General features: G+C 66.2%; 21 protein-coding genes. 11 read left to right on the top strand and 10 right to left on the bottom strand.

Going from position 1 to position 24664, the window contains the following annotated elements:
• Positions 1–60 precede the first annotated feature (60 nt).
• Together AC59JP_RS20880 and AC59JP_RS20875 are read left to right on the top strand one after the other, a co-directional pair.
• On the top strand, positions 61–1356 hold the full coding sequence (locus tag AC59JP_RS20880; protein ID WP_497327749.1) for an acetyl-CoA C-acetyltransferase: 1296 nt from the start codon (positions 61–63) through the stop codon (positions 1354–1356).
• Positions 1357–1589: 233 nt separating this feature from the next.
• Complete coding sequence (locus AC59JP_RS20875) at positions 1590–2936, top strand: reverse transcriptase family protein (protein WP_497327748.1); 1347 nt, start codon at positions 1590–1592, stop codon at positions 2934–2936.
• Between the two features lie 2 nt (positions 2937–2938).
• On the opposite strand, the gene AC59JP_RS20870 is transcribed toward AC59JP_RS20875, so the two are convergent.
• Positions 2939–3619, bottom strand: a complete 681-nt coding sequence (locus tag AC59JP_RS20870) for a DedA family protein (protein ID WP_497327747.1) — start codon at positions 3617–3619, stop codon at positions 2939–2941.
• A 387-nt stretch (positions 3620–4006) separates the two neighbouring features.
• Here AC59JP_RS20870 and AC59JP_RS20865 point away from each other — a divergent pair, with 387 nt between their 5' ends.
• Positions 4007–5758, top strand: a complete 1752-nt coding sequence (locus tag AC59JP_RS20865; RefSeq protein WP_497327746.1) for a VanW family protein — start codon at positions 4007–4009, stop codon at positions 5756–5758.
• Positions 5759–5763: 5 nt separating this feature from the next.
• Positions 5764–6258, top strand: coding sequence for a flavin reductase family protein (locus AC59JP_RS20860; RefSeq protein ID WP_497327924.1), 495 nt, complete (start codon positions 5764–5766; stop codon positions 6256–6258).
• A gap of 11 nt (positions 6259–6269) precedes the next feature.
• Here AC59JP_RS20860 and AC59JP_RS20855 read toward each other — a convergent pair whose 3' ends face one another.
• On the bottom strand, positions 6270–7262 hold the full coding sequence (locus tag AC59JP_RS20855; RefSeq protein ID WP_497327744.1) for a sugar-binding transcriptional regulator: 993 nt from the start codon (positions 7260–7262) through the stop codon (positions 6270–6272).
• Positions 7263–7408: 146 nt separating this feature from the next.
• Here AC59JP_RS20855 and AC59JP_RS20850 point away from each other — a divergent pair, with 146 nt between their 5' ends.
• The 4 genes from AC59JP_RS20850 to AC59JP_RS20835 all read left to right on the top strand — a co-directional run bounded on the left by AC59JP_RS20850 (position 7409) and on the right by AC59JP_RS20835 (position 12275).
• The gene (locus AC59JP_RS20850; protein WP_497327743.1) at positions 7409–8290 is read left to right on the top strand and encodes an MIP/aquaporin family protein; all 882 of its coding nucleotides are present in this window, start codon (positions 7409–7411) and stop codon (positions 8288–8290) included.
• Positions 8287–9798, top strand: coding sequence for a glycerol kinase GlpK (glpK, locus tag AC59JP_RS20845; RefSeq protein WP_497327742.1), 1512 nt, complete (start codon positions 8287–8289; stop codon positions 9796–9798). Before AC59JP_RS20850 ends, glpK begins: the two co-directional genes overlap by 4 nt.
• Entirely contained in the window at positions 9795–11504 is a 1710-nt protein-coding gene (locus AC59JP_RS20840) for a glycerol-3-phosphate dehydrogenase/oxidase (protein ID WP_497327741.1), read from the top strand. The genes glpK and AC59JP_RS20840 overlap by 4 nt, the downstream gene beginning before the upstream one ends.
• Before the next feature lie 69 nt (positions 11505–11573).
• Entirely contained in the window at positions 11574–12275 is a 702-nt protein-coding gene (locus AC59JP_RS20835; RefSeq protein WP_497327740.1) for a type 1 glutamine amidotransferase domain-containing protein, read from the top strand.
• Between the two features lie 45 nt (positions 12276–12320).
• Here AC59JP_RS20835 and AC59JP_RS20830 read toward each other — a convergent pair whose 3' ends face one another.
• The 6 genes from AC59JP_RS20830 to AC59JP_RS20805 form a co-directional block, all read right to left on the bottom strand.
• Positions 12321–13556: an APC family permease gene (locus AC59JP_RS20830; RefSeq protein WP_497327739.1), complete on the bottom strand. Its 1236-nt coding sequence runs from the start codon at positions 13554–13556 to the stop codon at positions 12321–12323.
• Entirely contained in the window at positions 13556–14401 is an 846-nt protein-coding gene (locus AC59JP_RS20825; RefSeq protein WP_497327738.1) for a 3-hydroxybutyryl-CoA dehydrogenase, read from the bottom strand. Before AC59JP_RS20825 ends, AC59JP_RS20830 begins: the two co-directional genes overlap by 1 nt.
• Positions 14402–14452: 51 nt before the next feature.
• Positions 14453–16045 carry an AMP-binding protein gene (locus tag AC59JP_RS20820; protein ID WP_497327737.1) on the bottom strand — a complete coding sequence of 531 codons (1593 nt, stop codon included), beginning with the start codon at positions 16043–16045 and terminating at the stop codon, positions 14453–14455.
• A 78-nt stretch (positions 16046–16123) separates the two neighbouring features.
• Positions 16124–17959 carry an acyl-CoA dehydrogenase gene (locus AC59JP_RS20815; RefSeq protein ID WP_497327736.1) on the bottom strand — a complete coding sequence of 612 codons (1836 nt, stop codon included), beginning with the start codon at positions 17957–17959 and terminating at the stop codon, positions 16124–16126.
• 118 nt (positions 17960–18077) lie between these two features.
• Entirely contained in the window at positions 18078–18701 is a 624-nt protein-coding gene (locus AC59JP_RS20810; protein ID WP_497327735.1) for a class I SAM-dependent methyltransferase, read from the bottom strand.
• On the bottom strand, positions 18701–19789 hold the full coding sequence (locus tag AC59JP_RS20805) for a CaiB/BaiF CoA transferase family protein (RefSeq protein ID WP_497327734.1): 1089 nt from the start codon (positions 19787–19789) through the stop codon (positions 18701–18703). Before AC59JP_RS20805 ends, AC59JP_RS20810 begins: the two co-directional genes overlap by 1 nt.
• A gap of 66 nt (positions 19790–19855) precedes the next feature.
• On the opposite strand from AC59JP_RS20805, the gene purT reads away from it, so the two are divergent.
• Positions 19856–21049, top strand: coding sequence for a formate-dependent phosphoribosylglycinamide formyltransferase (gene purT / locus AC59JP_RS20800; RefSeq protein WP_497327733.1), 1194 nt, complete (start codon positions 19856–19858; stop codon positions 21047–21049).
• Between the two features lie 21 nt (positions 21050–21070).
• Complete coding sequence (locus AC59JP_RS20795) at positions 21071–21553, top strand: DUF456 domain-containing protein (protein ID WP_497327732.1); 483 nt, start codon at positions 21071–21073, stop codon at positions 21551–21553.
• A gap of 5 nt (positions 21554–21558) precedes the next feature.
• Here the strand turns inward: AC59JP_RS20795 and AC59JP_RS20790 are convergent, their stop codons facing one another.
• Positions 21559–22293, bottom strand: a complete 735-nt coding sequence (locus tag AC59JP_RS20790) for an amidohydrolase family protein (RefSeq protein WP_497327731.1) — start codon at positions 22291–22293, stop codon at positions 21559–21561.
• A 68-nt stretch (positions 22294–22361) separates the two neighbouring features.
• Here AC59JP_RS20790 and AC59JP_RS20785 point away from each other — a divergent pair, with 68 nt between their 5' ends.
• Positions 22362–23246, top strand: a complete 885-nt coding sequence (locus AC59JP_RS20785; protein ID WP_497327730.1) for an SMP-30/gluconolactonase/LRE family protein — start codon at positions 22362–22364, stop codon at positions 23244–23246.
• An 11-nt stretch (positions 23247–23257) separates the two neighbouring features.
• Here the strand turns inward: AC59JP_RS20785 and AC59JP_RS20780 are convergent, their stop codons facing one another.
• A complete protein-coding gene (locus AC59JP_RS20780) occupies positions 23258–24637 on the bottom strand; it encodes an FAD-dependent oxidoreductase (protein ID WP_497327729.1) in 1380 nt (459 codons plus the stop codon).
• Between the last annotated feature and the right edge of the window lie 27 nt (positions 24638–24664).

Here is a 24664-nt window from a genome sequence, read left to right as displayed (position 1 = left end):
CTCGTGAGTAAGATCAGTGTCCACGAGACCGCCTCGCTAACTACCTTGGAGTGAGCAAAAGTGACCAAGCAGCAACGTCCCGTCGCCATTCTCGGCGGTAACCGCATCCCGTTCGCCCGCTCGGACAAGGCGTATGCGAGTGCCTCCAACCAGGACATGCTGACCGCCGCGGTCGATGGTCTGGTCAGCCGTTTCAACCTGCAGGGTGAGCGTCTCGGGCTCGTCGCCGCGGGCGCGGTGCTCAAGCACAGCCGCGACTTCAACCTGACCCGCGAGGTCGTCCTGGGCAGCGCGCTCAGCCCGTACACCCCCGCCTTCGACCTCGGTCAGGCCTGCGGCACCGGCCTGCAGACCGTCATCGCGGTCGGCGACGGCATCGCGTCCGGCCGGATCGACGTGGGCGTCGGCGGCGGCGTGGACACGACGTCCGACGCACCCATCGGCGTAAACAACGAACTGCGCGAGTTCCTGCTCTCGCTCAACCGCGCGAAGAGCACCCCCGATCGCCTCAAGCTTCTCGCCAACGTGCGGCCTTCGATGCTCGGTATCGAGATCCCGCGCAACGGTGAACCCCGCACGGGCCTGTCGATGGGAGAGCACGCCGCCATCACGTCGAAGGAATTCGGCATCCGCCGTGAGGACCAGGACGAACTGGCCGCCGCCAGCCACAAGAACATGGCTGCCGCCTACGACCGCGGCTTCTTCGACGACCTGGTGACGCCCTTCCTCGGCCTCACCCGCGACGACAACCTCCGTCCCGGATCGACGGTGGAGAAGCTGTCGACGCTCAAGCCGGTGTTCGGCAACAAGCTCGGTGACGCGACGATGACCGCGGGCAACTCGACGCCGCTCACGGACGGCGCGTCCGCGGTGCTGCTGTCGACGGACGAGTGGGCCGACGAGCGCAACCTGCCCGTCCTGGCGCACCTGGTTGACTCCGAGACCGCCGCCGTCGATTACGTCCACGGCAACGCGGCCTTCAAGGACGGGCTGCTCATGGCGCCCACCTACGCCATTCCGCGCCTGCTGGCTCGCAACGGTCTGACGTTGCAGGACTTCGATTACTACGAGATCCACGAGGCGTTCGCGTCCGTTGTGCTCGCGACGCTGCAGGCGTTCGAGAGCGACGAGTACTGCAAGACCCGTCTCGGACTCGACAGCGCGCTGGGATCGATCGATCGCAGCAAGCTGAATGTCAACGGAAGCTCGCTCGCAGCGGGCCACCCATTTGCTGCCACCGGCGGCCGCATCGTCGCATCGCTCGCGAAGATGCTGGCGGAGAAGGGGTCCGGCCGCGGACTCATCTCGATCTGCGCCGCAGGTGGACAGGGCGTCACGGCGATCATCGAACGCTAGGACGCGCACGGAGTTGGGGCGACCGGTCGGCGGATCCGTCTTGTACGAGGGGTACGGATCTGCCGATCGTCCCGACCCGACTCCGGTCTGTTTTGTCCGATAACTCGTTCGCTCCGGTAACCTTGGCCCGTGCAGCGGATGCGGGTCGAGAGCGGGTCTGCCGTCATCGAGGCCCATCTCGGGGGTAACCCCCGGGGCGAACACCTTCGTCGATCACTGCGTCCGAAGCAGTTGTGCACGCTCCGCGTGCTGCGCTGCTCCGCGGACGGAAGAAGCTGGTCGACCCGCTCCGCTGTCCCATCGTGATCGTCCCGTGGTGGAACGCGTACGCGCCGAGGATCGCTCGGCTTCTCGTCGACGCGCAGTGGAGCCGGCCCGGTCTCGAAGAAGCCCTGGAATCGTTCTCACACCGCTACGACGTCGACGCGCTGGTCAGCCGGCTCCTCGACCTCATGCCGTCGGCTCCTCTCGACACCGCAAGCGCGCAGTCCTTGCTGCGGGGCATGCCCGTCCTCCCTGGCCGGGAGTGGAGCCTGCGGAACGACCAGGAAGCACCGCTGCCCCCACGACCGCGCCCGCCGTCGTGGAATTTCGAGGTCCCGCGGTACTCCACCAACGTCGAACTCGCTCGGTCCCTCGACGTGACCCCGTGGGAACTCGAGTGGTTCGCCGACCTCGGCGGCTGGCTGCGGACCAAGCCGTATCCGTTGCAGCACTACCGAACTCGAACCATCGACAAACGTGACGGGTACCGGTTGCTGGAGGTGCCCAAACCACGACTGCGAGAGATGCAGCGACGGGTGCTCACCCGCGTGCTGAACCGCATCCCTCCGCACGACGCCGCGCACGGTTTCGTGAGCGGCCGCAGCGCTGTCACCTTCGCCCGTCCGCACGAGCGGTCCGACGTCGTGGTGCGCATGGATCTGGCCGACTTCTTCACCTCCGTCGGCCGCGCCCGAGTGGTGGCACTGTTCGCCGCAGCGGGCTATCCGCGCGCGGTGGCACGCACACTGGCCGGCATCTGCACCACCGAGACTCCCGCGGCGCGATTGGTCGGGCTGCCACACGACCGAGCCGCAGCTCTGCGGGCGCCGCACCTGCCGCAGGGCGCTCCCACCTCGCCTGCACTGGCCAATCTCGTTGCGCGCAGGCTCGATCGGCGCCTTGCCGGGTTTGCGCGCAAGAACGGCCTCGTCTACACCCGGTACGCGGACGATCTCGCCTTCTCGGGCTCCGCGGACACCCGAGTCGACCGGTTGATCACCGTCGTGGCGACAATCGTTCGCGCCGAGGGGTTTTCGGTCAACGACGCCAAGACGACGATTCGCCGCTCCCATCGGCGCCAGGTGCTGGCCGGGCTCGTCGTCAACGAGAGTGCCGCCGTGCCTCGCGCCAGATACGACGATCTGCGTGCGCTCCTACACAACGCCCGGACCACCGGGGCTGCCGCACAGAACCGAGAGGGCTTGGCGGACTTCCGTGCTCACGTCTACGGAATGATCGCGTGGATCGGTGAGTCCAGTGACGTTCGTCGACGCAAACTCGTCGAGATGGCCGAGCGTGTGGACTGGGACGCCTGAGCTCAGGCGCTGTCGCCCTGCCGCGCTCGCCGCCTGATCAGCAGGGCGGCGACGCCGACGACGACCAGTCCGATCACGACGTACTGGAACGTCGACGCGTATTGCTCGACGTAGTGCCAGTTCTCGCCGAGGAAGTAACCCGCGAGAACGAAGATCGAATTCCACAAGAGACTGCCGAGGGTCGTGTAGAGCGCGAATTGCGAAAGCGGCATGCGTGATACACCGGCCGGAACCGAGATACCGGATCGGACCACGGGGATCATCCGCCCGAAGAAGACCGCGGAGCGGCCGTGATCGAGGAACCACGCTTCCGCCTTGTTCAGCCACTCGGTGCCCACGAACGGAATTCGGTCGATCAGCGCATACGTACGGTCCCGACCGAACTTGTAGCCGAGCCAATACAACACCAGCGCGCCGAACACGGATCCGGCCGTGGTCCAGAACAGAGCGCTCAGAAGAGTCATCCCGCCCTGTGACGCGGTGAAGCCGGCGAGAGGCAGGATGATCTCGCTCGGGATCGGCGGGAACACGTTCTCCACCGCGACGGCGATCCCCGCGCCGGGGCCCCCGATCCGCTCCATCATGTCGACGGCCCAACCCGCGACACCGCCCAGTTCGCCGGGGGTGGGGGAAGCCAGAAGCTGATCGGTCGGACCGACGGCGGCTCGGAATGCGTCGCTCATCCTTCAACTGTACGAATCGGACATCGGGCTGTGTGCCCGATCGAAGGTGAAATGGATCGCAGGACACCCGGTCCTGCCGGCACAAATGGCCGCATATCAGCTTTTCTTCGACACCGGAGAGTGGATACGCAGCTGTTCGGTCTGCACCTTTTGTCGAGTTGTTCATTCAATCGAATGAACAACTCCGTTTACTTCGGCAGAAGTTGTAACGGCTACCAATGGCACGCGATACTTCCAGTGGCTCCGCACTTCTGCCTGACCCCCGACCCGGCAGAGGTGCGGAGCCTTTGTGCGTACGTATTCGGCGAGAAGGCCGTACGTACCCGCGCGAGCGGAGCGTTCGGCGCCGAACCGATAGTCTGGGTTCATGGAGTGGGGACGGGTCGCGTGAGCGAGACGAACGAGGATGCTGCCTCGATCGCCGAGCAGGACACGCAGGCGATCCCCACGCCGCCCCCGGAAACTTCGAAGCTGTCGGGGCGGCGCAAGATCGCCCTGGGCGTCGGTGCGGTGTTCGTCGTCTGCGCCGCCGCGTACACCGTCGACTGGGTGACCTCCTTCGATCGCGTTCCCCGCGGTGTCACCGTCGCCGGCGTCCAGGTCGGCGGCAAGAGCTTCACCGACGCCGAATCCGAGCTGCGCGCGGCGGTCGGACCCCGAGTGGACCAGCTCGTCACCGTCGTTGCCGCCGGCGCCACCGGTGAGATCGTTCCGGCGGCGGCAGGTCTGCAGATCGACTGGACCGCGACGCTCGATCGCGCTGGCGCGCAGCCTGTTTCGCCGTTCACCCGCATCGCATCTCTGTTCACGCATCGTGAGATCGGTGTCGTGTCCACCGTCGACGACGCAGCGCTCACCGCCGCGGTCGAAGGGCTGCGACCGGTCACCGATCGCGAACCGGTCGAAGGCGCGATCGTGTTCGACGGTGCGTCGCCGAGAGCGGTCGACCCACAGGCAGGTCGAGTGCTCGACGCCCCCGGAGCCAAGGGCGCGCTGACCCGCGACTGGGCGTCGGGCAGCCCCGTCGACCTTCCGGTCTCGACTACTGCGGTGACGGTGACGAACGACGGAATCGAGTCGGCCCTTCGAGACGTCGCCGAACCTGCTGTCTCGGCGCCGATCACGATCACCGGCGAGAACGGTTCGACCGCCACGCTCGCCCCCGATCAGGTGGGCGCCCTCCTGTCCTTCGCCCCGGACGGCGAGGGCGGCCTCACGCCGTCGTACAACACCGACGCCGCGACGGCCATCCTCGCTCCGCAGCTGGCCCCGACCGAACGTCGACCCGTCGACGCCCGGTTCTCGCTCGAGACGGGCCGACCGACCGTCGTTCCCAGCGTCGACGGGTACACGGTGCAGTGGCCGGCGACACTCGAGGCGCTGCCCGATCTACTGACGACCGACAACCGGTCGGCTCCCGCGCAGTACGGTGCGACGCCTCCCGCGCTCACCACCGACGCGGCCGAGGGCTTGGGCGTCAACGAGGTGATTGGCGAATTCACCACGGGCGGTTTCGAATACGCGTCGGGTGTGAACATTCGGTTGGCCGCTGAGTTGATCAACGGTGCGCTCGTGCTGCCGGGGGCCACGTTCTCGTTCAACGACTACACCGGTCCGCGCGGTACCGACCGCGGCTTCGTCGAGTCGGGGATCATCGACGACGGCCGGCCGCAGCGTGCGGTGGGCGGCGGCATCTCTCAGCTCGCGACCACGCTGTACAACGCGGGGTACTTCGCGGGTATGGACGACGTCGAACACACCGAACACAGCTATTACATTTCGCGCTATCCCGAAGCGCGCGAGGCGACGATCTTCGAAGGCGCCATCGACCTGAAGTTCCGAAACCCGGCAACCACCGGAGTGCTGATCGATGCCGTCGCGACGTCGTCGGACGTCACGGTGCGGTTGTGGGGAACCAAGACCGTGGACGTCGAATCGATCACCGGCCCCCGAACGAAACCGACCACCCCGGAGACCATTCGGTTGCCCCGCGGCGATCAGTGCGTCGCATCGAGTGGGTCGAACGGCTTCACCGCCAGCGACACTCGGATCGTCCGCGACGCGGCATCCGGGGCCGAACTGTCCAGAAACACCCGCACCGTGAAGTACGACCCGGTGCCGATCGTGAGGTGCGAGTGACTCCCATGCCGTCCATCAACGCCGATCTGGACCCGGCTTCGCTGCGTCAGGCCTACGGAACGTTCCCGACGGGTGTCGTCGCGATCGCCGCCCTGATCGACGGGGTGCCCGTGGGCCTTGCGGCCAGCAGCTTCGTCCCGGTGTCCATCGATCCGCCGCTGGTGGCGTTCTGCGTTCAGAACACCTCCACCACGTGGCCGAAGTTCGCGTCCGCCGGCAACATCGGGGTGAGCGTGCTCGGGGAATCCCACGACGTCGCCGTGCGCACCCTCGCCTCCAAGACCGGCGATCGGTTCGAAGGTCTCACCACCGAGACGACCGAAGAGGGAGCGATCTTCATCGGAGGAGCCGGCGCGTGGCTCGACACCACCGTGACCCAAGAGGTGCCCGCCGGCGACCACGCCATCGTGCTGTTGCGGATCAACGCGCTGTCGGTGTCGACGGACATCGATCCGATCGTCTTCCACGCCAGCAAGTTCCGCCGGCTGCTCGAGGACTAGGTTTTAGAGGACTAGGTCTGTGAGAGAAGCGTTGCCGCACTGAGGTCGTCCATCACGAGGTCGGTGATCAGGCCGCCGGCGAGGGCGCCGCGCAACGCACCGATCTTGTTCTCTCCCGTCACGATGCACACTCTGCGCGGCACGGCCTTGAGTCGGTCCAGGCTCGGTCCGCTCGATCGCTCGTTCAGAGAGATGCCTCGGTAGCTTCCGTCGGCGCGGAAGAAGACGGTGGCGATGTCTCCGATGACACCGTCGCGGGCCAACTCGTCGAGGTCGCTGCGCTCGAGGTACCCGGCGCTGTGCACGTGACTGGGCACCGGCCCGCCGTGAGCGCCGATGCCGAACACGGCGAGATCCATCCGATCCTGAAGATCGAGAACGCGTTTGATGCTGCGTTCACGCCACAGCATCCGTCGCGTCTCGGGGTAGTCGAAGAAGGCGGGTACCGGAAAGCCCTGTGGTAGAGCGCCGTACGCATCGGCGACGGCGCGCACGATGTCCGTCGCGTAGGACACTCCCGTCGTGCGGGTGTTCGCGGCTCCGTTCAGCTGCACCACATGCGAGTTGTGCGTTCGCTTCGGGGCCAGCTGCCTGCTCATCGCGCTGATCGTCGTTCCCCAGGCCACGCCCATCACCATGTTCGATCCGAAGAAGGTGGTGAGGAGCCGGCCGGCGAACATGGTGACGCGATCGAGCCGCTCGATGTCGCTGACGGTCTCGGCGACCGGGACCACGTGTGCGCGGACTCCGTACCGGTCCGCGAAGGCTCGCTCGATTCCCGGCGCCTGACCGAGTGCCGTGCTGATCTTGATTTCGACGAGACCGGATGTGCGCGCGAAGCTGATCAATCGCGACACGGTCGATCGGGAGACGCCGAGTTCTCGTCCGATCGCAGCCATCGTCAGGTCCTGGAAAAAGTAGAGCCTGGACGCTCGAAGTGCATCTGCCGTGCGCGGATCGCCGGCGTTCGGAGGGTCGTGCTCGAGTAGTGCCACCTCGGTCACGCTAGAGCACACCTCGACACACATTCCATTGGAGTCCGTCACATTCTGCACATACGTGCACGGGCTTTGTGACGAAGTGCAAGCCGTCTACCGTGGATTTCGGGCCTGGCTATGGCCTGGATCACATGTCTAGGGAAGAGGGAGATATGGCGACGAAGGTCGCGAAATGGGGCCTGCCGGCGGAGATGGCAGCCGAGTTCGCAGGAACGATGATCTTGATTCTGTTCGGTGCCGGCGTCGTGGCGCAGGTCGTCTCGGGCGGTGAGGCCGGCAGCCTCGGCGGGCACGATTCCATCGCCTGGGCGTGGGGCCTCGGCGTCATGTTCGGCGTCTACGTGGCCGGCCGCGCCACCGGGGCGCATCTGAATCCGGCGGTCACACTCTCGCTCGCGTTGTTCCGCGGGTTCTCGTGGTCGAAGGTCGCGCCGTACGTCGTGGCGCAGTTCGTGGGCGCGTTCGTCGCCGCGCTGATCGTGCGGTGGAACTACAACGACATGATCAACGCCATCGATCCCGGACACACCACCGCGACGCAGACCATCTTCTCGACGCTCCCCGGCAACGGCACCTTGCCCGTCAGCCTCCAATCGGCCCTCATCGACCAGATCATCGGCACGGCAATCCTGCTGTTCCTGATCGTGGCGGTCACCGACACCCGCAACAGCCCGCCGCTGGCGAACATGGCGCCGCTGATCATCGGACTGATCGTCGTGGCGATCGGCTTCGCATGGGGCACCAACGCCGGCTACGCCATCAACCCGGCGCGTGACCTCGGACCTCGGCTCGCCTCCTACATCACGGGATACGGTGGGGCATGGCGCGATCAGTACGGCAGCCTCTACTTCTGGGTTCCCATCGTCGGACCCCTGATCGGCGGGCCCATCGGCGTACTGCTCTATGACAACCTCGTGGGCCGTTTCCTGCCGCCCGAGGACGATTCGGACGAAGATCGAGAACCAGGCCGCCTCCCGGCCGACGACAGCGCAGCCAACGACAACGCAGCCAACGACAAGGGGACACACCGATGAGCGAAACTCGTTACGTCGCAGCGATCGACCAGGGCACCACCTCGACGCGATGCATGATCTTCGACCACGGTGGCACCGTCGTGTCGGTCGATCAGAAGGAACACAAGCAGATCTTCCCGCAGGCCGGTTGGGTCGAGCACGACGCCGAAGAAATATGGGAGAACGTCCGTAGCGTCACCGCTGCCGCTCTGGCCAAGGCCGACCTTCGGCCGAACGACATCGCCGCCGTCGGCATCACCAACCAGCGCGAGACCGCGCTGGTGTGGGAGCGCGCAACGGGCAAGCCGGTCTACAACGCCATCGTGTGGCAGGACACCCGCACCGACCGCATCGTCACCAAGCTCGGCGGCGGCGACGCCAACAAGTACACCGCCACAACGGGATTGCCTCTTGCCACGTACTTCTCGGGACCCAAGGTGAAGTGGGTGCTCGACAACGTCGACGGCGCGCAGGAGAAGGCCGACGCGGGCGAGCTGTGCTTCGGCAACATGGACACGTGGGTGCTGTGGAACATGACCGGCGGCGTCGACGGCGGACTGCACTACACGGACCCGACCAACGCATCGCGCACCTTGCTCATGGACCTCGACACCCTCTCGTGGGACGAGAGCATCTGCGCCGACATGGGTATTCCGATGTCGATGCTTCCCGAGATCCGCAGTTCCTCCGAGGTGTACGGCAACGTGCGCGAGCGCGGTTCGCTGAGCGGTGTCCCCATCGCGGGCATCCTCGGCGACCAGCAGGCCGCGACGTTCGGTCAGGCCTGCCTCTCACCGGGTGAGGCAAAGAACACGTACGGCACAGGCAATTTCGTGTTGCTGAACACCGGTACAGAGAAGGTCATGAGCAAGAACGGTCTGCTCACCACGGTCTGCTACAAGATCGGCGACCAGCCGACGGTCTACGCCCTCGAAGGTTCGATCGCCGTCACCGGATCGTTGGTGCAATGGCTGCGCGACAACCTCGGAATGATCTCCACCGCAGCCGATATCGAGACGGACGCCAAGTCGGTCGACGACAACGGCGGCGCCTACTTCGTGCCCGCGTTCTCCGGTCTGTTCGCCCCGCACTGGCGCAGCGATGCGCGCGGCGCGATCGTCGGACTGACTCGATTCGTCAACAAGGGCCATCTCGCGCGCGCCGTGCTCGAGGCCACGGCTTACCAGACCCGCGAGGTCATCGAGGCCATGAACGCCGATTCGGGAGTCGACCTCGAGGTTCTCAAGGTCGACGGAGGTATGGTGGTGAACGAGCTTCTCATGCAGTTCCAGTCGGACATCCTGAACGTCGATGTCGTCCGGCCGGTCGTTGCCGAAACCACGGCACTGGGAGCTGCGTACGCAGCCGGCCTCGCTGTCGGATTCTGGCAGGGCGAGGACGACATCCGCGAGAACTGGGCCGAGGACAAGACGTGGACGCCGTCCATGGACGAGGGGCAGCGCGAGAAGCTGTACGCCGGTTGGAAGAAAGCCGTCACACGAACACTCGATTGGGTCGATGCCGAATGAGTTCCACCACAACAGCTCTCAGTCCACAGGCGCGAACCGAGGCGCTCCGTCGCCTCGCGTCCGAGGAGATGGACGTCCTCGTGATCGGCGGAGGCGTCGTGGGCACCGGCGCCGCCCTCGACGCCGTGACCCGCGGTCTCAAGACCGGTTTGGTCGAGGCGCGCGACTACGCGGCGGGAACGTCGAGTCGGTCCAGCAAGCTCTTCCACGGCGGTCTGCGGTACCTCGAACAATTCAACTTCGCGTTGGTGTTCGAGGCGCTGAAGGAGCGCTCGCTGGTTCTGAACGAACTGTGCCCGCACCTAGCGCGCCCCGTGCCCTTCATTTACCCGCTCGAGAAGCTAATCGACCGCCCGTACGTGGGCCTCGGCATCGGCGTCTACGACGTGATGGGAGCGGGACGCGGCGTTCCCTCGCACCACCGGCACCTGGGCAAGAAGAAGACGCTCGAGTCCTTCCCGTCGGGCAAGCGGTCCGCCATCCGCGGCGCCGTCCGGTTCTACGAGGGCCAGGTCGACGACGCACGCCACACCATGATGATCGCCCGCACCGCGGCGTCCTACGGCGCACTGTGCGCCAACAGCGTCCGCGTGACGGGTTTCCTCCGGGAGGAGGACCGTGTGGTGGGAGTGATCGCGACGGACCTCGAGTCCGGTGACTCGTTCGAGATCCAGGCCAAGCAGGTCATCAACGCAGCGGGCGTCTGGACCGACGAGATCCAGCAGATGGTCGGCGGCAGAGGGCAATTCCAGGTCCGCGCGTCGAAGGGCGTGCACCTGGTGGTCCCGCGCAACCGCATCAACTCCTCCACCGGCATCATCACGCGCACCGAGAAGTCGTTGCTGTTCGTCATTCCGTGGGGAAGTCACTGGATCATCGGCACCACCGACACCGACTGGAAGCTCGACCTGGCGCATCCCGCGGCCAGCAAGAGCGACATCGACTACATCCTCTCCCACGTGAACAAGTTGCTGCAGGACGAGTTGGACCACAAGGACGTCGTCGGTGTCTACGCCGGCCTACGCCCCCTGCTCTACGGCGAGTCCGACTCGACCAGCACGCTCTCGCGCGAGCACGCGGTGTCGTCGCCGGTACGTGGACTGACCGTCATCGCTGGTGGCAAGTACACCACCTACCGCGTGATGGCAAAGGACGCAGTCGATTCCGCGGTCCACAACCTGGACCGCCGGGTACCGGACTGCGTGACCGAGAAGATTCCGCTCGTCGGCGCAGACGGCTACTACGGTGCGTGGAACGCGCGCCAACTCGCCGCCGAGCGCGCCGGTATTCGCGTCGGGCGGATGGAGCATCTGCTGGGCCGATACGGAACCCTGACCGGTGAGGTTCTCGCGCTGATCGAGGAGAATCCGGCACTGGGGGAACCGCTCACGAGTGCGCCGGGCTACCTCAAGGCCGAAGCGGTGTACGCGGCCAGTCACGAAGGCGCGCAACACCTCGACGACATCCTCACCCGGCGCATCCGCGTGTCGATCGAGCTCGACGACCGCGGTGAGGCCGCCGCGTCCGAGGTTGCCGCTCTGGTGGCACCGGTGCTCGGCTGGTCGGACGACCACATCGCCGACGAGGTCGAGCACTACCGCAAGCGCGTTGCGGCCGAACGTGATTCACAGTCACAGCCCGACGACGAGACGGCCGACGCCGCTCGGCTCGGCGCCCCGGACGTTCGGGTCGGTGTCACCGGGTAATCCACAAGGACGGTTCGCGCGGCCGCGTGTGGGGTACCCGACTGCGTTGTCTACGAGAGGAATCGACACATGACGAAATTACTGTTCGCAGTTACCGGAGCGGACCACTGGACGCTGAAGGACGGGACGAAGCACCCCACCGGCTTCTGGGCCGAGGAGCTGGTCGAATCGCACCGCACCTTCGCCGACGCCGGCTGGGACATCACCGTGGCCACGCCGGGCGGAGTCAAACCGACCGTCGACGAGGGCTCCCTCGCCGTCGACGCCAACGGTGGGGACGCCGACAAGGTGGCCGACCAGAAGGCGTACCTGCAGAAGATCGACTCCGTGCTGGCCTCTCCGGCCAAGCTCGAGGATCAGAAGGCGTCCGACTTCGACGTGGTCTTCGTTCCCGGCGGTCACGGCCCGATGGAGGACCTCGCGGTGTCGAAGGAGTTCGGCGCACTCGTCGTCGACTTCCTGAGCAGCGACAAGGTGGTCTCCGCGGTCTGCCACGCCCCGGCAGCGCTGCTCCCCGCGACCAACGCCGACGGATCGTGGGCGTTCTCCGGGTACGACGTCACCGGCTTCACCAACGAAGAGGAGACGCAGGCAGGGTTGGCCGACAAGGCGCCGTGGCTGCTCGAGGACCGTCTTCGCGACGGCGGCGGATCGTTCACCTCCGGTGAGGCGTGGGGCCCGCACATCGTCGTCGACCGCAAGGTCTACACCGGGCAGAACCCGGCATCGACGAAGCCGCTGGCCGAGCGCCTGGTCGCCGATCTCGGTTGATCGAACGCGTTCCCGATGGGCCCGGAGGTCTGTCGGGAACGCGGTCTATCGGGAGCGCGAGCGGGTCGCGGCGTAGGCCAGCGCACCCACCAGCAGGACCGCGGCACCCGTGACGACGGACACGGCCGGTAGGAACACGGCGAGCACGACGCAGCCGAGTGCTCCCACCAGGGGAACCACCCGATCCCGAATCCGCGCCGACAACGTCCACGCCGACAGGTTCGCGACGAGGTAGTAGGTCAACACCGCGAACGACGAGAAACCGATGGCCTGTCGCACGTCCACCGTCCCGGCAATCACGGCGACGACGATGCCGGTCGCCACCTCCGCGTGGTGCGGTCCACCGAACCGAGGATGGACCGCGGCCAACGTGCCGGGCAGGTGACCGTCCCTGGCCATGGCGAACGTCGTGCGCGACACTCCGAGAAGCAGCGACAGCAACGATCCCACCGCCGCGACCACGGCACCGACGCGCACCACCGTGTCGAGTCCGTCGAAGCCCGCCGAGCGCACCGTCTGCGCCAGCGCATCCGTAGCCGACGCGAGCGTGTCGACGCCCAGCGTGTGCACCACTGCCGCCGTCACCGCCGCATAGACCACGAACGTCACCGCCAGCGCGATCGGAATTGCGCGCGGGATGGTGCGCTGCGGATCGCGTACCTCTTCACCGAGCGTGGCGATGCGCGCGTAGCCCGCGAAGGCGAAGAACAGCAGGCCGGCGCCCTGCACGATTCCGTGGACGCCATGTGACTGCGCCGGCGAGGCCGTCGCGGCGCTACCGACGATGCTCAGGATCACCACCATCGCGAGGACCGCCAGAACGACCGCCAGAATGACACGTGCGAGCACCGCAGACTTCTGCACACCCACGTAGTCGACCGCCGTCACCAGCAGAACCGCCACCACCGCAACGAGGTTCGCCTGCTGCGGCCACGCGTAGTTGCCGACGGTCAACGCCATCGCCGCGCAGGACGCCGTCTTGCCGACCACGAATCCCCACCCGGCCAGGTAACCCCAGAACGGCCCCAGACGCTCGCGCCCGTAGACGTAGGTGCCCCCGGACTGCGGGTACAGCGCCGCCAACCGCGCCGACGACGACGCATTGCAGTACGCGACCACCGCGGCCACCGCCAGCGCGACGAACAACCCACCACCGGCCGCGGCGGCCGCCGGACCGAGCGCCACGAAAATGCCCGACGCGATCATGGCGCCCAGCCCGATCACGACAGAATCGCCAACCCCCAGTCGGCGCTGCAGTTCTGCTCCCCCCTGACCGCCCATCAGTAGGTGTAGAACCCCTTGCCGGTCTTGCGCCCCAGATAGCCCGCATCGACCATGCGCTGCAACAACACCGGCGGAGCGTACTGCTGCTCACGGAACTCCGCGTACAGCGATTCGGCCACCGCGAGGGTGACGTCCAGGCCGACGGTGTCGGTGAGGCGCAGCGGTCCCATCGGGTGGGCGCAGCCGCTGACCATGCCCTCGTCGATGTCCTCCGCGCTGGCGAACCCGCTCTCGAACATGCGGATCGCCGAGCACAGGTACGGAATCAGCAACGCGTTGACGATGAAGCCCGCCTGGTCCTTGGACTCGATCGTCTTCTTGCCCAACGTCTCCCGCGCGTACGTGGTGACCTTCTCGACCACTGCGGGGTCCGTCTTGAGCGAGACGACGATCTCCACGAGCGGCAGCACCGGCACCGGATTGAAGAAGTGCACACCGACCACTCGCTGCGGGTTCTTCGTCGCGTTGGCCAGCTTGATCACCGGGATCGACGAGGTGTTGGTGGCCAGAATGGTGTCCGGTCCGACGATCGCGTCGAGCTTGGAGAAGAACTCCGTCTTGAGCGAGAGAATCTCCGGCGCAGCTTCGATGACGAGCTCGCGATCGGCGAAGTCCTCGATCGTGGTGGTCACAGTGATACGTCCCAGTGCTTCCGCCGACGCGTTGTCGTCGAGTCGACCCGACTTCACTGCCCGCGCAAGCGATTTCTCGATGCGCGCCACCGCCGCGTCGGCCGCCTCCTCGTCGCGCTCGAGGACGAGAACCGTCGACCCCGCTCGGGCGGCGACTTCCGCGATGCCCGCCCCCATGGTTCCGCCGCCGATGACTCCGAGCTTGTCCAAAATCGTGCTCCTCAGTAGTGGGATCTCAGAAAGGGGATCTCGAGACAGATGTTAACCCTGGATCCGACGGGCACTCGAGGCCCACTCTGCATCGCGCAGTTCCTTCTTGCGGATCTTGCCCGTCGACGTCTTCGGCAGCTCGACGACGAAATCCACCGCACCGGGCGCCTTGTACGCAGCGATCTTCGACATCACGTGTGCGACCAGGTCCTCGGCGGTGGCGTCCGAGCCCGACGTCAGCACCACGAAGGCCTTCGGCCGCTCGCCCCACTTGTCGTCGGGCACACCGACAACGGCGACGTCGGCTACCGCGGGATGACTGGCGAGCGCTTGCTCGACCTCGATCGTGGAGATGTTCTCGCCACCGGAGATCACGACGTCCTTCGCCCGGTCGAGAAGTTGGACGTACCCGTCGGGGTGCATGACGCCGAGGTCACCGGAATGGAACCAGCCGCCTGCGAAAGCCGTTGCGGTGCCCTCGGAATCGTCGTAGTAGCCCTTCATGACGTTGTTGCCGCGCATCACGATCTCACCCATCTCGACGCCGTCGCGTGCCACGTCGACGAGGGGGAGTTCGTCCTTGCGGACCACGCGCAGATGGTCGGCGGTGAGGAGGCCGACGCCCTGACGCGCCAGTCGCGTCGCCTGTTCGTCGTCGTCCAGGTCCTTCCACTCAGGCTTCTCCTCGCACACCGAGTAGGGACCGTACGTCTCGGTGAGGCCGTAGACGTGCACGAGAGTGGCTCCGAGAGAACGGATCTTGCCGATGATCGTCGGGCTGGGAGGTGCGCCGGCGGTCACGATGGTGAGCGGCCGCTCCAGGGCGTGCGCCTCCGGTGCCGTCGCCAACGTGGTGAGCACTGTCGGTGCGCCACAGAGGTGATCGACGCCGAGGGTGTCGATCAGGTCCCACATGACGTCGCCGCGGACGGCGCGCAGACACACGTGGGTGCCCGAGGCGGCGGTCACGGCCCACGTGGTGCACCACCCGTTGCAGTGGAACATCGGCAGCGACCACAGATACGTCGTGTCGACCCCGAAGCCCTGATGGTGCAGCTCGCCGAGGGAGTTGAGGTAGGCGCCGCGGTGGGTGTACATGACGCCCTTGGGTCGGCCGGTGGTGCCGGAGGTGTAGTTGATGGTGATCGTCGCGGTCTCGTCGTCGACTTCCCAGGGGATCGGGTCGTCGCACCCGCGGGCCAGAACGTCCGAGAACGGTACGGCGGCACCGGTGAATTCACCGCTGGGGCTGGGGGTTTCGACGATCTCCCGGACGGTCTGGAACGACACGTCGGGTAGCAGGGCGCCGTCGCCGGCCAACATGACGGCGCCGGAATGGTCGCAGATGTACTGCATCTCTTCCGCGGAGAGCCGGGTGTTGATGGCGACCAGCACGGCCTTCGCCAGCGGAACCGCATAGTGTGCGGCGAGCAGTTCGGCGGAGTTCGAGGCGATGAAGGCGACGCGATCACCTTCCGCCACCCCGGACGCGCGAATCGCGTGCGCGAACCGCGTGACCAGTGCGGCGAACTCGGAGTACGTGAACGTTCGGTCGCCGTCGATCACGGCGACCTTGTCCGGGTACACCTCCAGGGCGCGTCCGAGGAAGCGAAGCGGTGTCAGTGGTGTGTCGATACCGGCCATGGCCCGAGTCTAGGCACCCGCGAACGACGCGAGCCGCACCTTCGAGAAGAAGGTGCGGCTCGTGGGTCGATCAGGAAATCAGAACGCTGCTTCGTCGAGCTCCATGATGTCGTTCTCGATGTTGGACAGGATGTTCCGCGTTGCAGTCAGCTTGGGCAGCTGGTTCTTGGCGAAGAACGACGCAACGGCGATCTTGCCCTCGTAGAAGGCCTTGTCCTTGCCCGTGTCGCCGGCGTCGAGCGCCGCGATGGCCACCTCGGACTGGCGAAGCAGCAGCCAGCCGATCATCAGCTCGCCGACGCTCATGAGCAGACGAACGGAGCCGAGGCCGATCTTGTACAGCTCGGACGGCTGCTCCTGCGCACCCATGAGGTGCTGGGTGAGCGTGGCGACCATGCCCTGCACGTCGTCGAGTGCGGTGGCGAGCAGTGCACGCTCGGTCTTGAGGCGACCGTTGCCCGCTTCGCTGTCGATGAACGCCTTGATCTGACCGGCGACGTGCGCCAGGGCGACGCCGCGGTCACGGGCGATCTTGCGGAAGAAGAAGTCCTGGGCCTGGATGGCCGTGGTTCCCTCGTAGAGCGAGTCGATCTTGGCGTCGCGGATGTACTGCTCGATCGGGTAGTCCTGCAGGTAACCCGATCCGCCGAGAGTCTGCAGGCTCTGGGCGAGCTGCTCGTAGGCGTTCTCGCTGCCACAGCCCTTGACGATCGGCAGGAGCAGGTCGTTGACGCGGAACGCGGTGTCCTTGTCGGCGCCCGACACCAGCTTCGCGGTCTGCTCGTTCTGATGCGATGCGGTGAACAGGTAGATCGCGCGCATGCCCTCGGCGTAGGCCTTCTGCGTCATGAGGCTGCGACGGACGTCGGGATGGTGCGTGATGGTGACGCGCGGGGCGGCCTTGTTGGTGTTGTTCACCAGATCGGCGCCCTGGACGCGCTGCTTCGCGTAGTCGAGTGCGGTGAGGTAGCCGGTGGACAGCGTCGAGATGGCCTTGGTGCCCACCATCATTCGGGCGTGCTCGATGACGTCGAACATCTGCGCGATGCCGTTGTGGACGTCGCCGACCAACCAGCCCTTGGCCGGAATGCCGTGTCCGCCGAGGGTGAGCTCGCAGGTGGCCGACACCTTCAGGCCCATCTTGTGTTCGACGTTGGTGACGAACACGCCGTTGCGCTCGCCGAGTTCGCCTGTCTCGGAATCGAAGTGGAACTTCGGTACGAAGAACAGCGACAGGCCCTTGGTGCCCGGCTTTCCGCCCTCGGGGCGAGCGAGCACGAGGTGGAAGATGTTCTCGAACAGGTCGTCGGAGTCGGCCGAGGTGATGAAGCGCTTGACGCCCTCGATGTGCCACGTTCCGTCGGGCTGCTCGACTGCCTTGGTGCGGCCCGCGCCCACGTCGGATCCGGCGTCGGGCTCGGTGAGCACCATCGTGGCGCCCCAGCCGCGCTCGGAAGCCAGTGCGGCCCACTTCTTCTGCTCCTCGTTGCCGTTGTCGGCGAGGATCTGCGCGAAGCTGGGTCCCGCGGAGTAGAAGAAGGCGGCGGGGTTCGATCCGAGCACCATTTCGGCGATCGACCACAGCAGCACGCGAGGTACCGGAATGCCGCCCAGTTCTTCGCTGACTCCGAGGTGATCCCAGCCGGCTTCCTGGTACGCGCGGTAGGACTTCTTGAACGACTCCGGGAGCGTCACCGTGTGGGTCTCGGGATCGAAGGTGGGGGGATTGCGGTCGGAATCGGCGAACGACTCGGCCAGCGGCCCCTCGGTCAGGCGACGGACCTCGTTCAGCATGTCCTTGGCCGTGTCGACGTCGAGGTCGCCGAACTCACCGGACGCGAGTGTCTCGCCCAGGCCGAACAACTCGAACAGGTTGAATTCGATGTCACGCAGATTGCTCTTGTAATGGCCCATGGTGGTGCGTTCTCCGTCTCAGGTGGTGCGGTCTCTTGTTTTACGAGTACCGCCGCTACGGTCGAAACCGACGTCGGTCCAACCGGCCAAAGCTACTGGCCGGTAACATAGCTCTATATTACGCCGGAAGAGTCGCGCTGCCAACATCGGGTTTTTGCGCGAAAACCACCGCATCGAGGGCGGAGCCCCCGCTCGTCTCGCGGCGTCGCGTCTCGGCGATCGAAACGGTCATTCGACTGTCGAAATCCGCCACGAGATCGTTTGGGGTGTAAAGGATGTCGGGATCCTGAGGACCGCCGACGCCGTCGGCGAGATTGGCCGAATCATGACCACAAATCACGAGGTTTCCCTCAGGTTTCAGGGCCGAAATTGCCGTCCCGATCGTCCGTTTCCGATCCTCCGGTCGTAGGTGGAGGTACAGAACGAGCACCAGGTCGTAATTCGGCTCCACTATGAGTTCGGTCACGTCGCGATGAACCCACCGGATGCGGTTCTGGATGGCCGTGGTGGCCGTCCGTGCCACCGCAACACCCTTGCGTAGACCCTCCTCGCTGAAGTCGACCGCGTCGACCGTCCACCCACGGGTGGCGAGCCACAGGGCGTTCCGGCCCTCACCGCACGCGAGGTCGAGCGCTCGGCCCGGCGGCAGCGCCGTGGTGAGTTCCACGACGACCTGGTTGGGAGGCGATCCCCACTTCAGTTCCTGCCCAGCGTATTTCGCGTCCCAGGCGGCGGCGTCCATCAGCGCCAGAGCGAGTCCGGATCGGCCGCGACGCGGGGCGGCGACGACGGAACATCGGTGGCGCTTCGGGAAAAGCGCGGCGCCGGTGCGTGTTGGGAGACGCCGTCGATGTCGACCAGCGACCCCCGCGCCGCGAGGTGCGTGTGCCGCGGAGCTTCGCCGAACGTGAGCACGGGCGAGACACACGCATCGCTCCCGTCGAAGACTGCGGCCCATTCATCGCGCGTCTTCGTCTTGAAGGTGTCGGTGAACGTGCTTCGCAGACTCGACCATTCGGGCACGTCGTTCTGACCGGGCAGCGACGCGGGATCGAGTCCGAGTCCCTCCAGCAGAAGTGCGTAGAACTGCGGCTCGATGGCACCGACGGCCACGTACTTGCCGTCGGACGTCTCGTAGGTGTCGTAGTAGGGCGCGCCGGTGTCGAGCATGTTCGTTCCGCGCTCGTCCGACCAGAGACCCTGTCCGCGAAGACCCCAGATCATGTGCGAGAGGGCGACGGTTCCGTCCACCATCGCGGCGTCGACCACCTGTCCTTCTCCCGACGTCTGACGTTCGACGAGCGCGGCGAGGATGCCGAACACGAGGAACATCGAGCCACCGCCGAAGTCCCCGACCATGTTCATCGGCGGGACCGGCCGCTCACCGGCCCGGCCGATCGCGTGCAGCACGCCGGTAACGGAGATGTAGTTGATGTCGTGACCGGCCACGGACGACCACGGACCGTCCTGACCCCATCCGGTCATGCGCCCGTAGACGAGCTTCGGGTTGCGGGCGTGGACCGCGTCCGGGCCGAGGCCCATCCGCTCGGTGACACCCGGCCGGAAGCCCTCGATGAGCACGTCCGCGCGTTCGACGAGGCCGAAGACCTTCTCGAGATCGGCGGCGTCCTTCAGGTTCGCCTCGACGACGGTCTTGCCGCGCTGCTGCTGGTCCGCGGGCACACCCTCGGGCGGCACTCCACCGGGTCGCTGCACCCGCACCACGTCGGCGCCGAGATCGGCGAGCAGCAGTGCCGCGTGCGGGGCCGGCCCCAGACCGGCGAGTTCGACGACGCGGATACCGGCAAGGGGACCGTGTGAAGGTGACATGAATCTGAACCCTATAGATGCACCGATCGGGGATGAATGACCGAAACGGTCAGGTCCCGTGACACGATGATCGGCGTGAGAATCGGAACCCCGCTCAGTGCCGGTGCAACCAAGGTGATGCTGCTCGGGTCGGGTGAGCTCGGCAAGGAAGTGATCATCGCGTTCCAGCGACTCGGCGTCGAGGTGATCGCCGTCGACCGCTACGAGAATGCGCCCGGCCACCAGGTTGCCCACCGCGCGTTCACGATCGACATGAGCGATCCGGCGGCGCTTCTCGCGCTGATCGAGTCCGAACGGCCCGACTTCGTCGTACCCGAGATCGAAGCGATCGCCACCGACGCGTTGGGAACCGTCGAAGAGCGCGGGCTCGCCGAGGTCGTTCCGAACGCTCGCGCCACGCAGCTGACGATGAACCGCGAGGGGATTCGCCGCCTCGCCGCCGAAGAGCTGGGCCTGCCCACCTCGCCGTACGCGTTCGCCGATTCGCTCGCCGAGGTGCAGGAGGCGTTGTCGCGCATCGGTTTCCCTGCGGTGATCAAGCCGGTGATGTCGTCGTCGGGCAAAGGTCAGTCGGTTGTCCGCTCGGACGCGGACGTCTCGGCGGCGTGGGACCACGCGCTGTCCGGCTCACGCGTGGACTTCGGCCGCGTGATCGTCGAGGGATTCGTCGACTTCGACTACGAGATAACGATGTTGACCGTTCGCGGCGTCGACGGCACGTACTTCTGCGAGCCCATCGGGCATCTGCAACAGTCCGGCGACTACGTCGAATCCTGGCAGCCGCAACCGATGTCGCAGGGTGCCCTGGACGCCGCGCGGGACGTCGCACGCAAGGTCACGGACGCACTCGGAGGTCGCGGCATCTTCGGCGTCGAACTCTTCGTCAAGGGCGACGACGTGTACTTCTCCGAGGTGAGCCCGCGTCCACACGACACAGGACTGGTCACGCTTCGCACGCAACGACTTTCGGAGTTCGAACTACACGCCCGCGCCGTCCTCGGCTTGCCGATCGACACCACGCTGCTCTTCCCCGGCGCGTCCGCCGTGATCTACGGCGGCGTCGACGCGGCCGGAATCGTATTCGACGGCGTGGCAGAAGCATTGGGCACGCCCGAGACCGACCTTCGGCTGTTCGGCAAGCCCGAGAGTTTCGTCAAGCGGCGGATGGGAGTGGCGGTGTCAACCGGGCCGTCCGTCGAGGTCGCACGAGAGCGTGCCCGCACCGCGGCGGGCCTGGTGCAGCCGTCGACGCGGGGCTGACCGTACGTCTAGCCTCTGTGCATGAGCGGACAGGGTGAACTTCTCGTAGGTCTCGTCGTGCTGATCGGATTGATCGGCATCGTCGTTCCGGTTCTGCCCGGCACCATCCTGATCTTCGCCGCGATCGGGGTGTGGGCTTACGTCGTGGGAACCGCGACGGCGTGGACCGTGTTCGGTGTTGCGACAGCGATTCTCGTGGTTTCCGGTGTCGTGAAGTACACCTGGCCCGGCCGCAAACTCAAGGACGCAGGCGTTCCGACCAAGTCGATCGTGGTCGGCGGAATCCTCGGCATCGTCGGGTTCTTCGTCATCCCCGTCCTCGGACTGTTCATCGGCTTTCTGCTCGGCGTCTTCCTCGCCGAGTTGCCGCGGTTCGGCACCAGCCGAGATGCGTGGCGCTCGACGGTGCACGCGACCAAGGCGGTCGGGCTGTCGATCCTCGTCGAGCTTTTCGGGGCTCTGGTGGCGTCGGGGGTGTGGGCGGGGGCTGCGGTGCTCGCTTAGCGCCTTTACCGAATCCTGTACCACTTCTGAGCATTCCGATACAGCACCGCCTGCAGGTCCCCGCCGACGGCTTCGGCGACCAGATCGAGGTCGGCCGGCTCGAAGGGCCGACGTGCCCGGGTGCCGGGGAGGTCCGTGCCGAACATCAGTGCCTCGGGGTTGACCTTATGGATCTTGCGCATGGCGTCGAGTGGGTCGAGCTCGACCCGGCCGAAGCCAGTGGCTTTGATGCGCACTCCGCGATCGGCGAGTTGGAGCAGGTAGGGAAGTGCTTCGCGTGACAGTCCGAGGTAGTCGATGCTCACCGCCGGCAGCTTGGCCAGAACAGGATTCAGAGAGCGGAGCAGCGGCGCGCCGACGTTGAACTCCGCGTGCCACCCCACCAGTTCGTGAGCGCGCACCGCTTGCTCGGTCATGGGGCCGATGTCCAGCGCTCCCCGACGAAGGTTGAACCGCAGGCCCCGCACACCGGCACGGTCCAGAGCGGCGATCTCGTCGTCGGACGTCGTTTCGGGAAGTTGCGTCACGCCCACCCAGCCGGGACCCAGTTCGGAGAGAGCGGTGGTGAGGTAGGTCTGATCGGTGCCCTGGAACGATGCGCTCACCACGGCGCCGCCCGTCACACCGAGTCCGTCGACGACCTTCTCGTAGTCGCGGATGGTGAAGGGGTCGGGAACGAAACCGCTGTTCTCCACCAGGGGAAATCGCGGATCGATGATGTGTACGTGGCTGTCGAACACGACCTCAGAATGCCCCATGGTTGGATGAGACACACATCACACATAACTGCATTGGCTAGGAGTCACCCATGAAGGCGTCCGTGTCGGTCGTTCTCGAGAACCGCAAATATCTCGAATGCCCGCGTTGGCATCCGGACGACAACGGCATCGGCCGCATCTGGGTGTCCGATTTCTACACGCACGAGGTGCTCTCCGCCCTCCCCGACGGATCCGACCTCCGGGTCGAAGCGGTGGTCGAAGGGCAACCGTCCGGGCTCGGCTGGCTGCACGACGGTCGCCTGCTCGTGGTGTCGATGAAGGACAAGACCGTGCTGCGCCGTGAACAGAGCGGCGAACTGGTGTTGCACGCCAACCTGTCCGACTACGCCACCGGCAACGCGAACGACATGCTCGTCGACGATCAGGGACGCGCGTACGTCGGGAACTTCGGCTTCGACCTGATGAACATGGCGCCCATCGAGACCGCGAGCCTGGTTCGCGTCGACCCGGACGGCAGTGTCCACGAAGTCGCCGCCGACCTGCACTTCCCCAACGGGATGGCGCTCACCTCGAACGGCGATCTGTTGGTGGACGAGACGCTCGGTAACCGCGTGAGCGCCTTCACCATCGCCGAGGACGGCTCGTTGGGTGAGCGTCGGGACTGGGCGAAGTTCGGTGACGTTCCCACCAGCACCGACATGACCGAAGGCATCGGGCAGGTCGTGGTGGCGGCCGACGGGTGTGCCCTCGCCCCCGACGGAACCCTGTGGGCCGCAGACGCTCTGGGTCAACGCGTCGTGCAGGTGCGGGAGGGCGAAGGCATCGTCGACGAGATCACCTTCGACACCGGCGTGTTCGCCTGCGGGTTCGGAGGCGACGACGGCCGCACGCTGTTCGTCTGTGCTGCACCGGATTTCAACGAGCATGCTCGCAAGGAGGAACGGGCAGCACAGCTGTTGGCCGTGCGGATCTGAGCGCTGCTACCTCAGACCTTGTCGGGCTCCGACGCCGCCAGCATGTCCTCGCGCTCGACGACCTTGACGCGTTCGCGGCCTTCGGGCTCACCCAGCGACCGCTCGTGTGCGTCGAGGCGGTACCAGCCCTGCCACGTGGTGTACGGGACGTTCTTGTCCTCGAGGAACTTCACCACGGCGTCCTCGGAGGGTTCGGTGGCGCCGGCGAATCCGTCGGAGTCGGCGATGAGGTTGGCGACGGTTTCGTTGGCGTCGCCCTTGGTGTGGCCGATGAGCCCGACGGGTCCGCGCTTGATCCACCCGGTGACGTAGGTGGCGTCGACGGTGGCGCCGTCGAGGGTCTGCACGCGGCCGGCTTCGTTGGGGATGGTGCCGGCGAGCTCGTCGAAGGGCAGGTCGGCGATGTTCTGGGAGAGGTAGCCGACGGCGCGGTAGACGGCCTGGACCTCCCAGTCGGTGTACTTGCCGGTTCCGGTCACGTTGCCGGTGCCGTCGAGTTCGGTGCGTTCGGTGCGCAGCCCGACGACCTTGCCGTCCTCGCCGAGGATCTCGTGAGGCGACTCGAAGAAGTGCAGGTACAGCTTGTGGGGGCGGGTGCCGACGTCGCGGATGGCCCAGTCCTGCAGGGTGTTGGCGACCATGTCGACCTGCTTGGACTCGCGACGCGCCTTCTCGGAGCCTTCGTCGTAGTCGATGTCCTCGGGGGCGACGATGACCTCGATGGTGGGCGAGTGATCGAGTTCGCGAAGTTCGAGGGGGGTGAACTTGGCCTGCGCCGGTCCGCGGCGGCCGAAGACGTGCACCTCGGTGGCCTTGTTCGCCTTGAGACCGTCGTAGACGTTGGCGGGGATTTCGGTGGGGAGCAGTTCGTCGCCGGTCTTGGCGAGCACGCGCGCGACGTCGAGGGCGACGTTGCCGACGCCGAGGACGGCAACCTTCTCCGCGTCGAGGGGCCAGGTGCGGGGGACGTCGGGGTGGCCGTCGTACCAGGAGACGAAGTCGGCGGCGCCGTAGCTTCCGTCGAGGTCGATGCCGGGGATCTTCAGGTCGCGGTCGGCGTTGGCGCCGGTGGAGAAGATGACGGCGTCGTAGAAGCGGCGCAGCGTCTCGAGGTCGATGTCGGTGCCGTAGTCGATGTTGCCGAGCAGGCGCACCTGCGGCTTGTCGAGGACCTTGTGCAGGGCGGTGATGATGCCCTTGATGCGCGGGTGGTCGGGGGCGACGCCGTAGCGGATCAGGCCGAACGGGGCCGGCATGCGTTCGAACAGGTCGATGCTGACGCCCGGTCCGGAGACGTTGTGATCGGACTTCATCAGCGCGTCGGCGGCATAGATGCCTGCCGGGCCGGCGCCCACGATGGCGACACGAAGAGGACGGGTCTGCTCGGTCATCAGCTGCGGTCTACCTAACATCGGGGA

The sequence above is a fragment of the Rhodococcus sp. 320_ES genome (genome assembly GCF_059691855.1).
This window is presented reverse-complemented; position numbering and strand designations above follow the sequence as displayed.

Bases quoted from the DNA above. Each gene is read 5' to 3' on its own strand.
- AC59JP_RS20870 (WP_497327747.1), bottom strand. From the start codon at position 3,619: ATGAGCGACGCATTCCGAGCCGCCGTCGGTCCGACCGATCAGCTTCTG.
- AC59JP_RS20860 (WP_497327924.1), top strand. From the start codon at position 5,764: ATGCCGTCCATCAACGCCGATCTGGACCCGGCTTCGCTGCGTCAGGCC.
- AC59JP_RS20850 (WP_497327743.1), top strand. From the start codon at position 7,409: ATGGCGACGAAGGTCGCGAAATGGGGCCTGCCGGCGGAGATGGCAGCC.
- glpK (WP_497327742.1), top strand. From the start codon at position 8,287: ATGAGCGAAACTCGTTACGTCGCAGCGATCGACCAGGGCACCACCTCG.
- AC59JP_RS20840 (WP_497327741.1), top strand. From the start codon at position 9,795: ATGAGTTCCACCACAACAGCTCTCAGTCCACAGGCGCGAACCGAGGCG.
- AC59JP_RS20835 (WP_497327740.1), top strand. From the start codon at position 11,574: ATGACGAAATTACTGTTCGCAGTTACCGGAGCGGACCACTGGACGCTG.
- AC59JP_RS20830 (WP_497327739.1), bottom strand. From the start codon at position 13,556: ATGGGCGGTCAGGGGGGAGCAGAACTGCAGCGCCGACTGGGGGTTGGC.
- AC59JP_RS20820 (WP_497327737.1), bottom strand. From the start codon at position 16,045: ATGGCCGGTATCGACACACCACTGACACCGCTTCGCTTCCTCGGACGC.
- AC59JP_RS20815 (WP_497327736.1), bottom strand. From the start codon at position 17,959: ATGGGCCATTACAAGAGCAATCTGCGTGACATCGAATTCAACCTGTTC.
- AC59JP_RS20810 (WP_497327735.1), bottom strand. From the start codon at position 18,701: ATGGACGCCGCCGCCTGGGACGCGAAATACGCTGGGCAGGAACTGAAG.
- AC59JP_RS20805 (WP_497327734.1), bottom strand. From the start codon at position 19,789: ATGTCACCTTCACACGGTCCCCTTGCCGGTATCCGCGTCGTCGAACTC.
- purT (WP_497327733.1), top strand. From the start codon at position 19,856: ATGATCGGCGTGAGAATCGGAACCCCGCTCAGTGCCGGTGCAACCAAG.
- AC59JP_RS20795 (WP_497327732.1), top strand. From the start codon at position 21,071: ATGAGCGGACAGGGTGAACTTCTCGTAGGTCTCGTCGTGCTGATCGGA.
- AC59JP_RS20785 (WP_497327730.1), top strand. From the start codon at position 22,362: ATGAAGGCGTCCGTGTCGGTCGTTCTCGAGAACCGCAAATATCTCGAA.
- AC59JP_RS20780 (WP_497327729.1), bottom strand. From the start codon at position 24,637: ATGACCGAGCAGACCCGTCCTCTTCGTGTCGCCATCGTGGGCGCCGGC.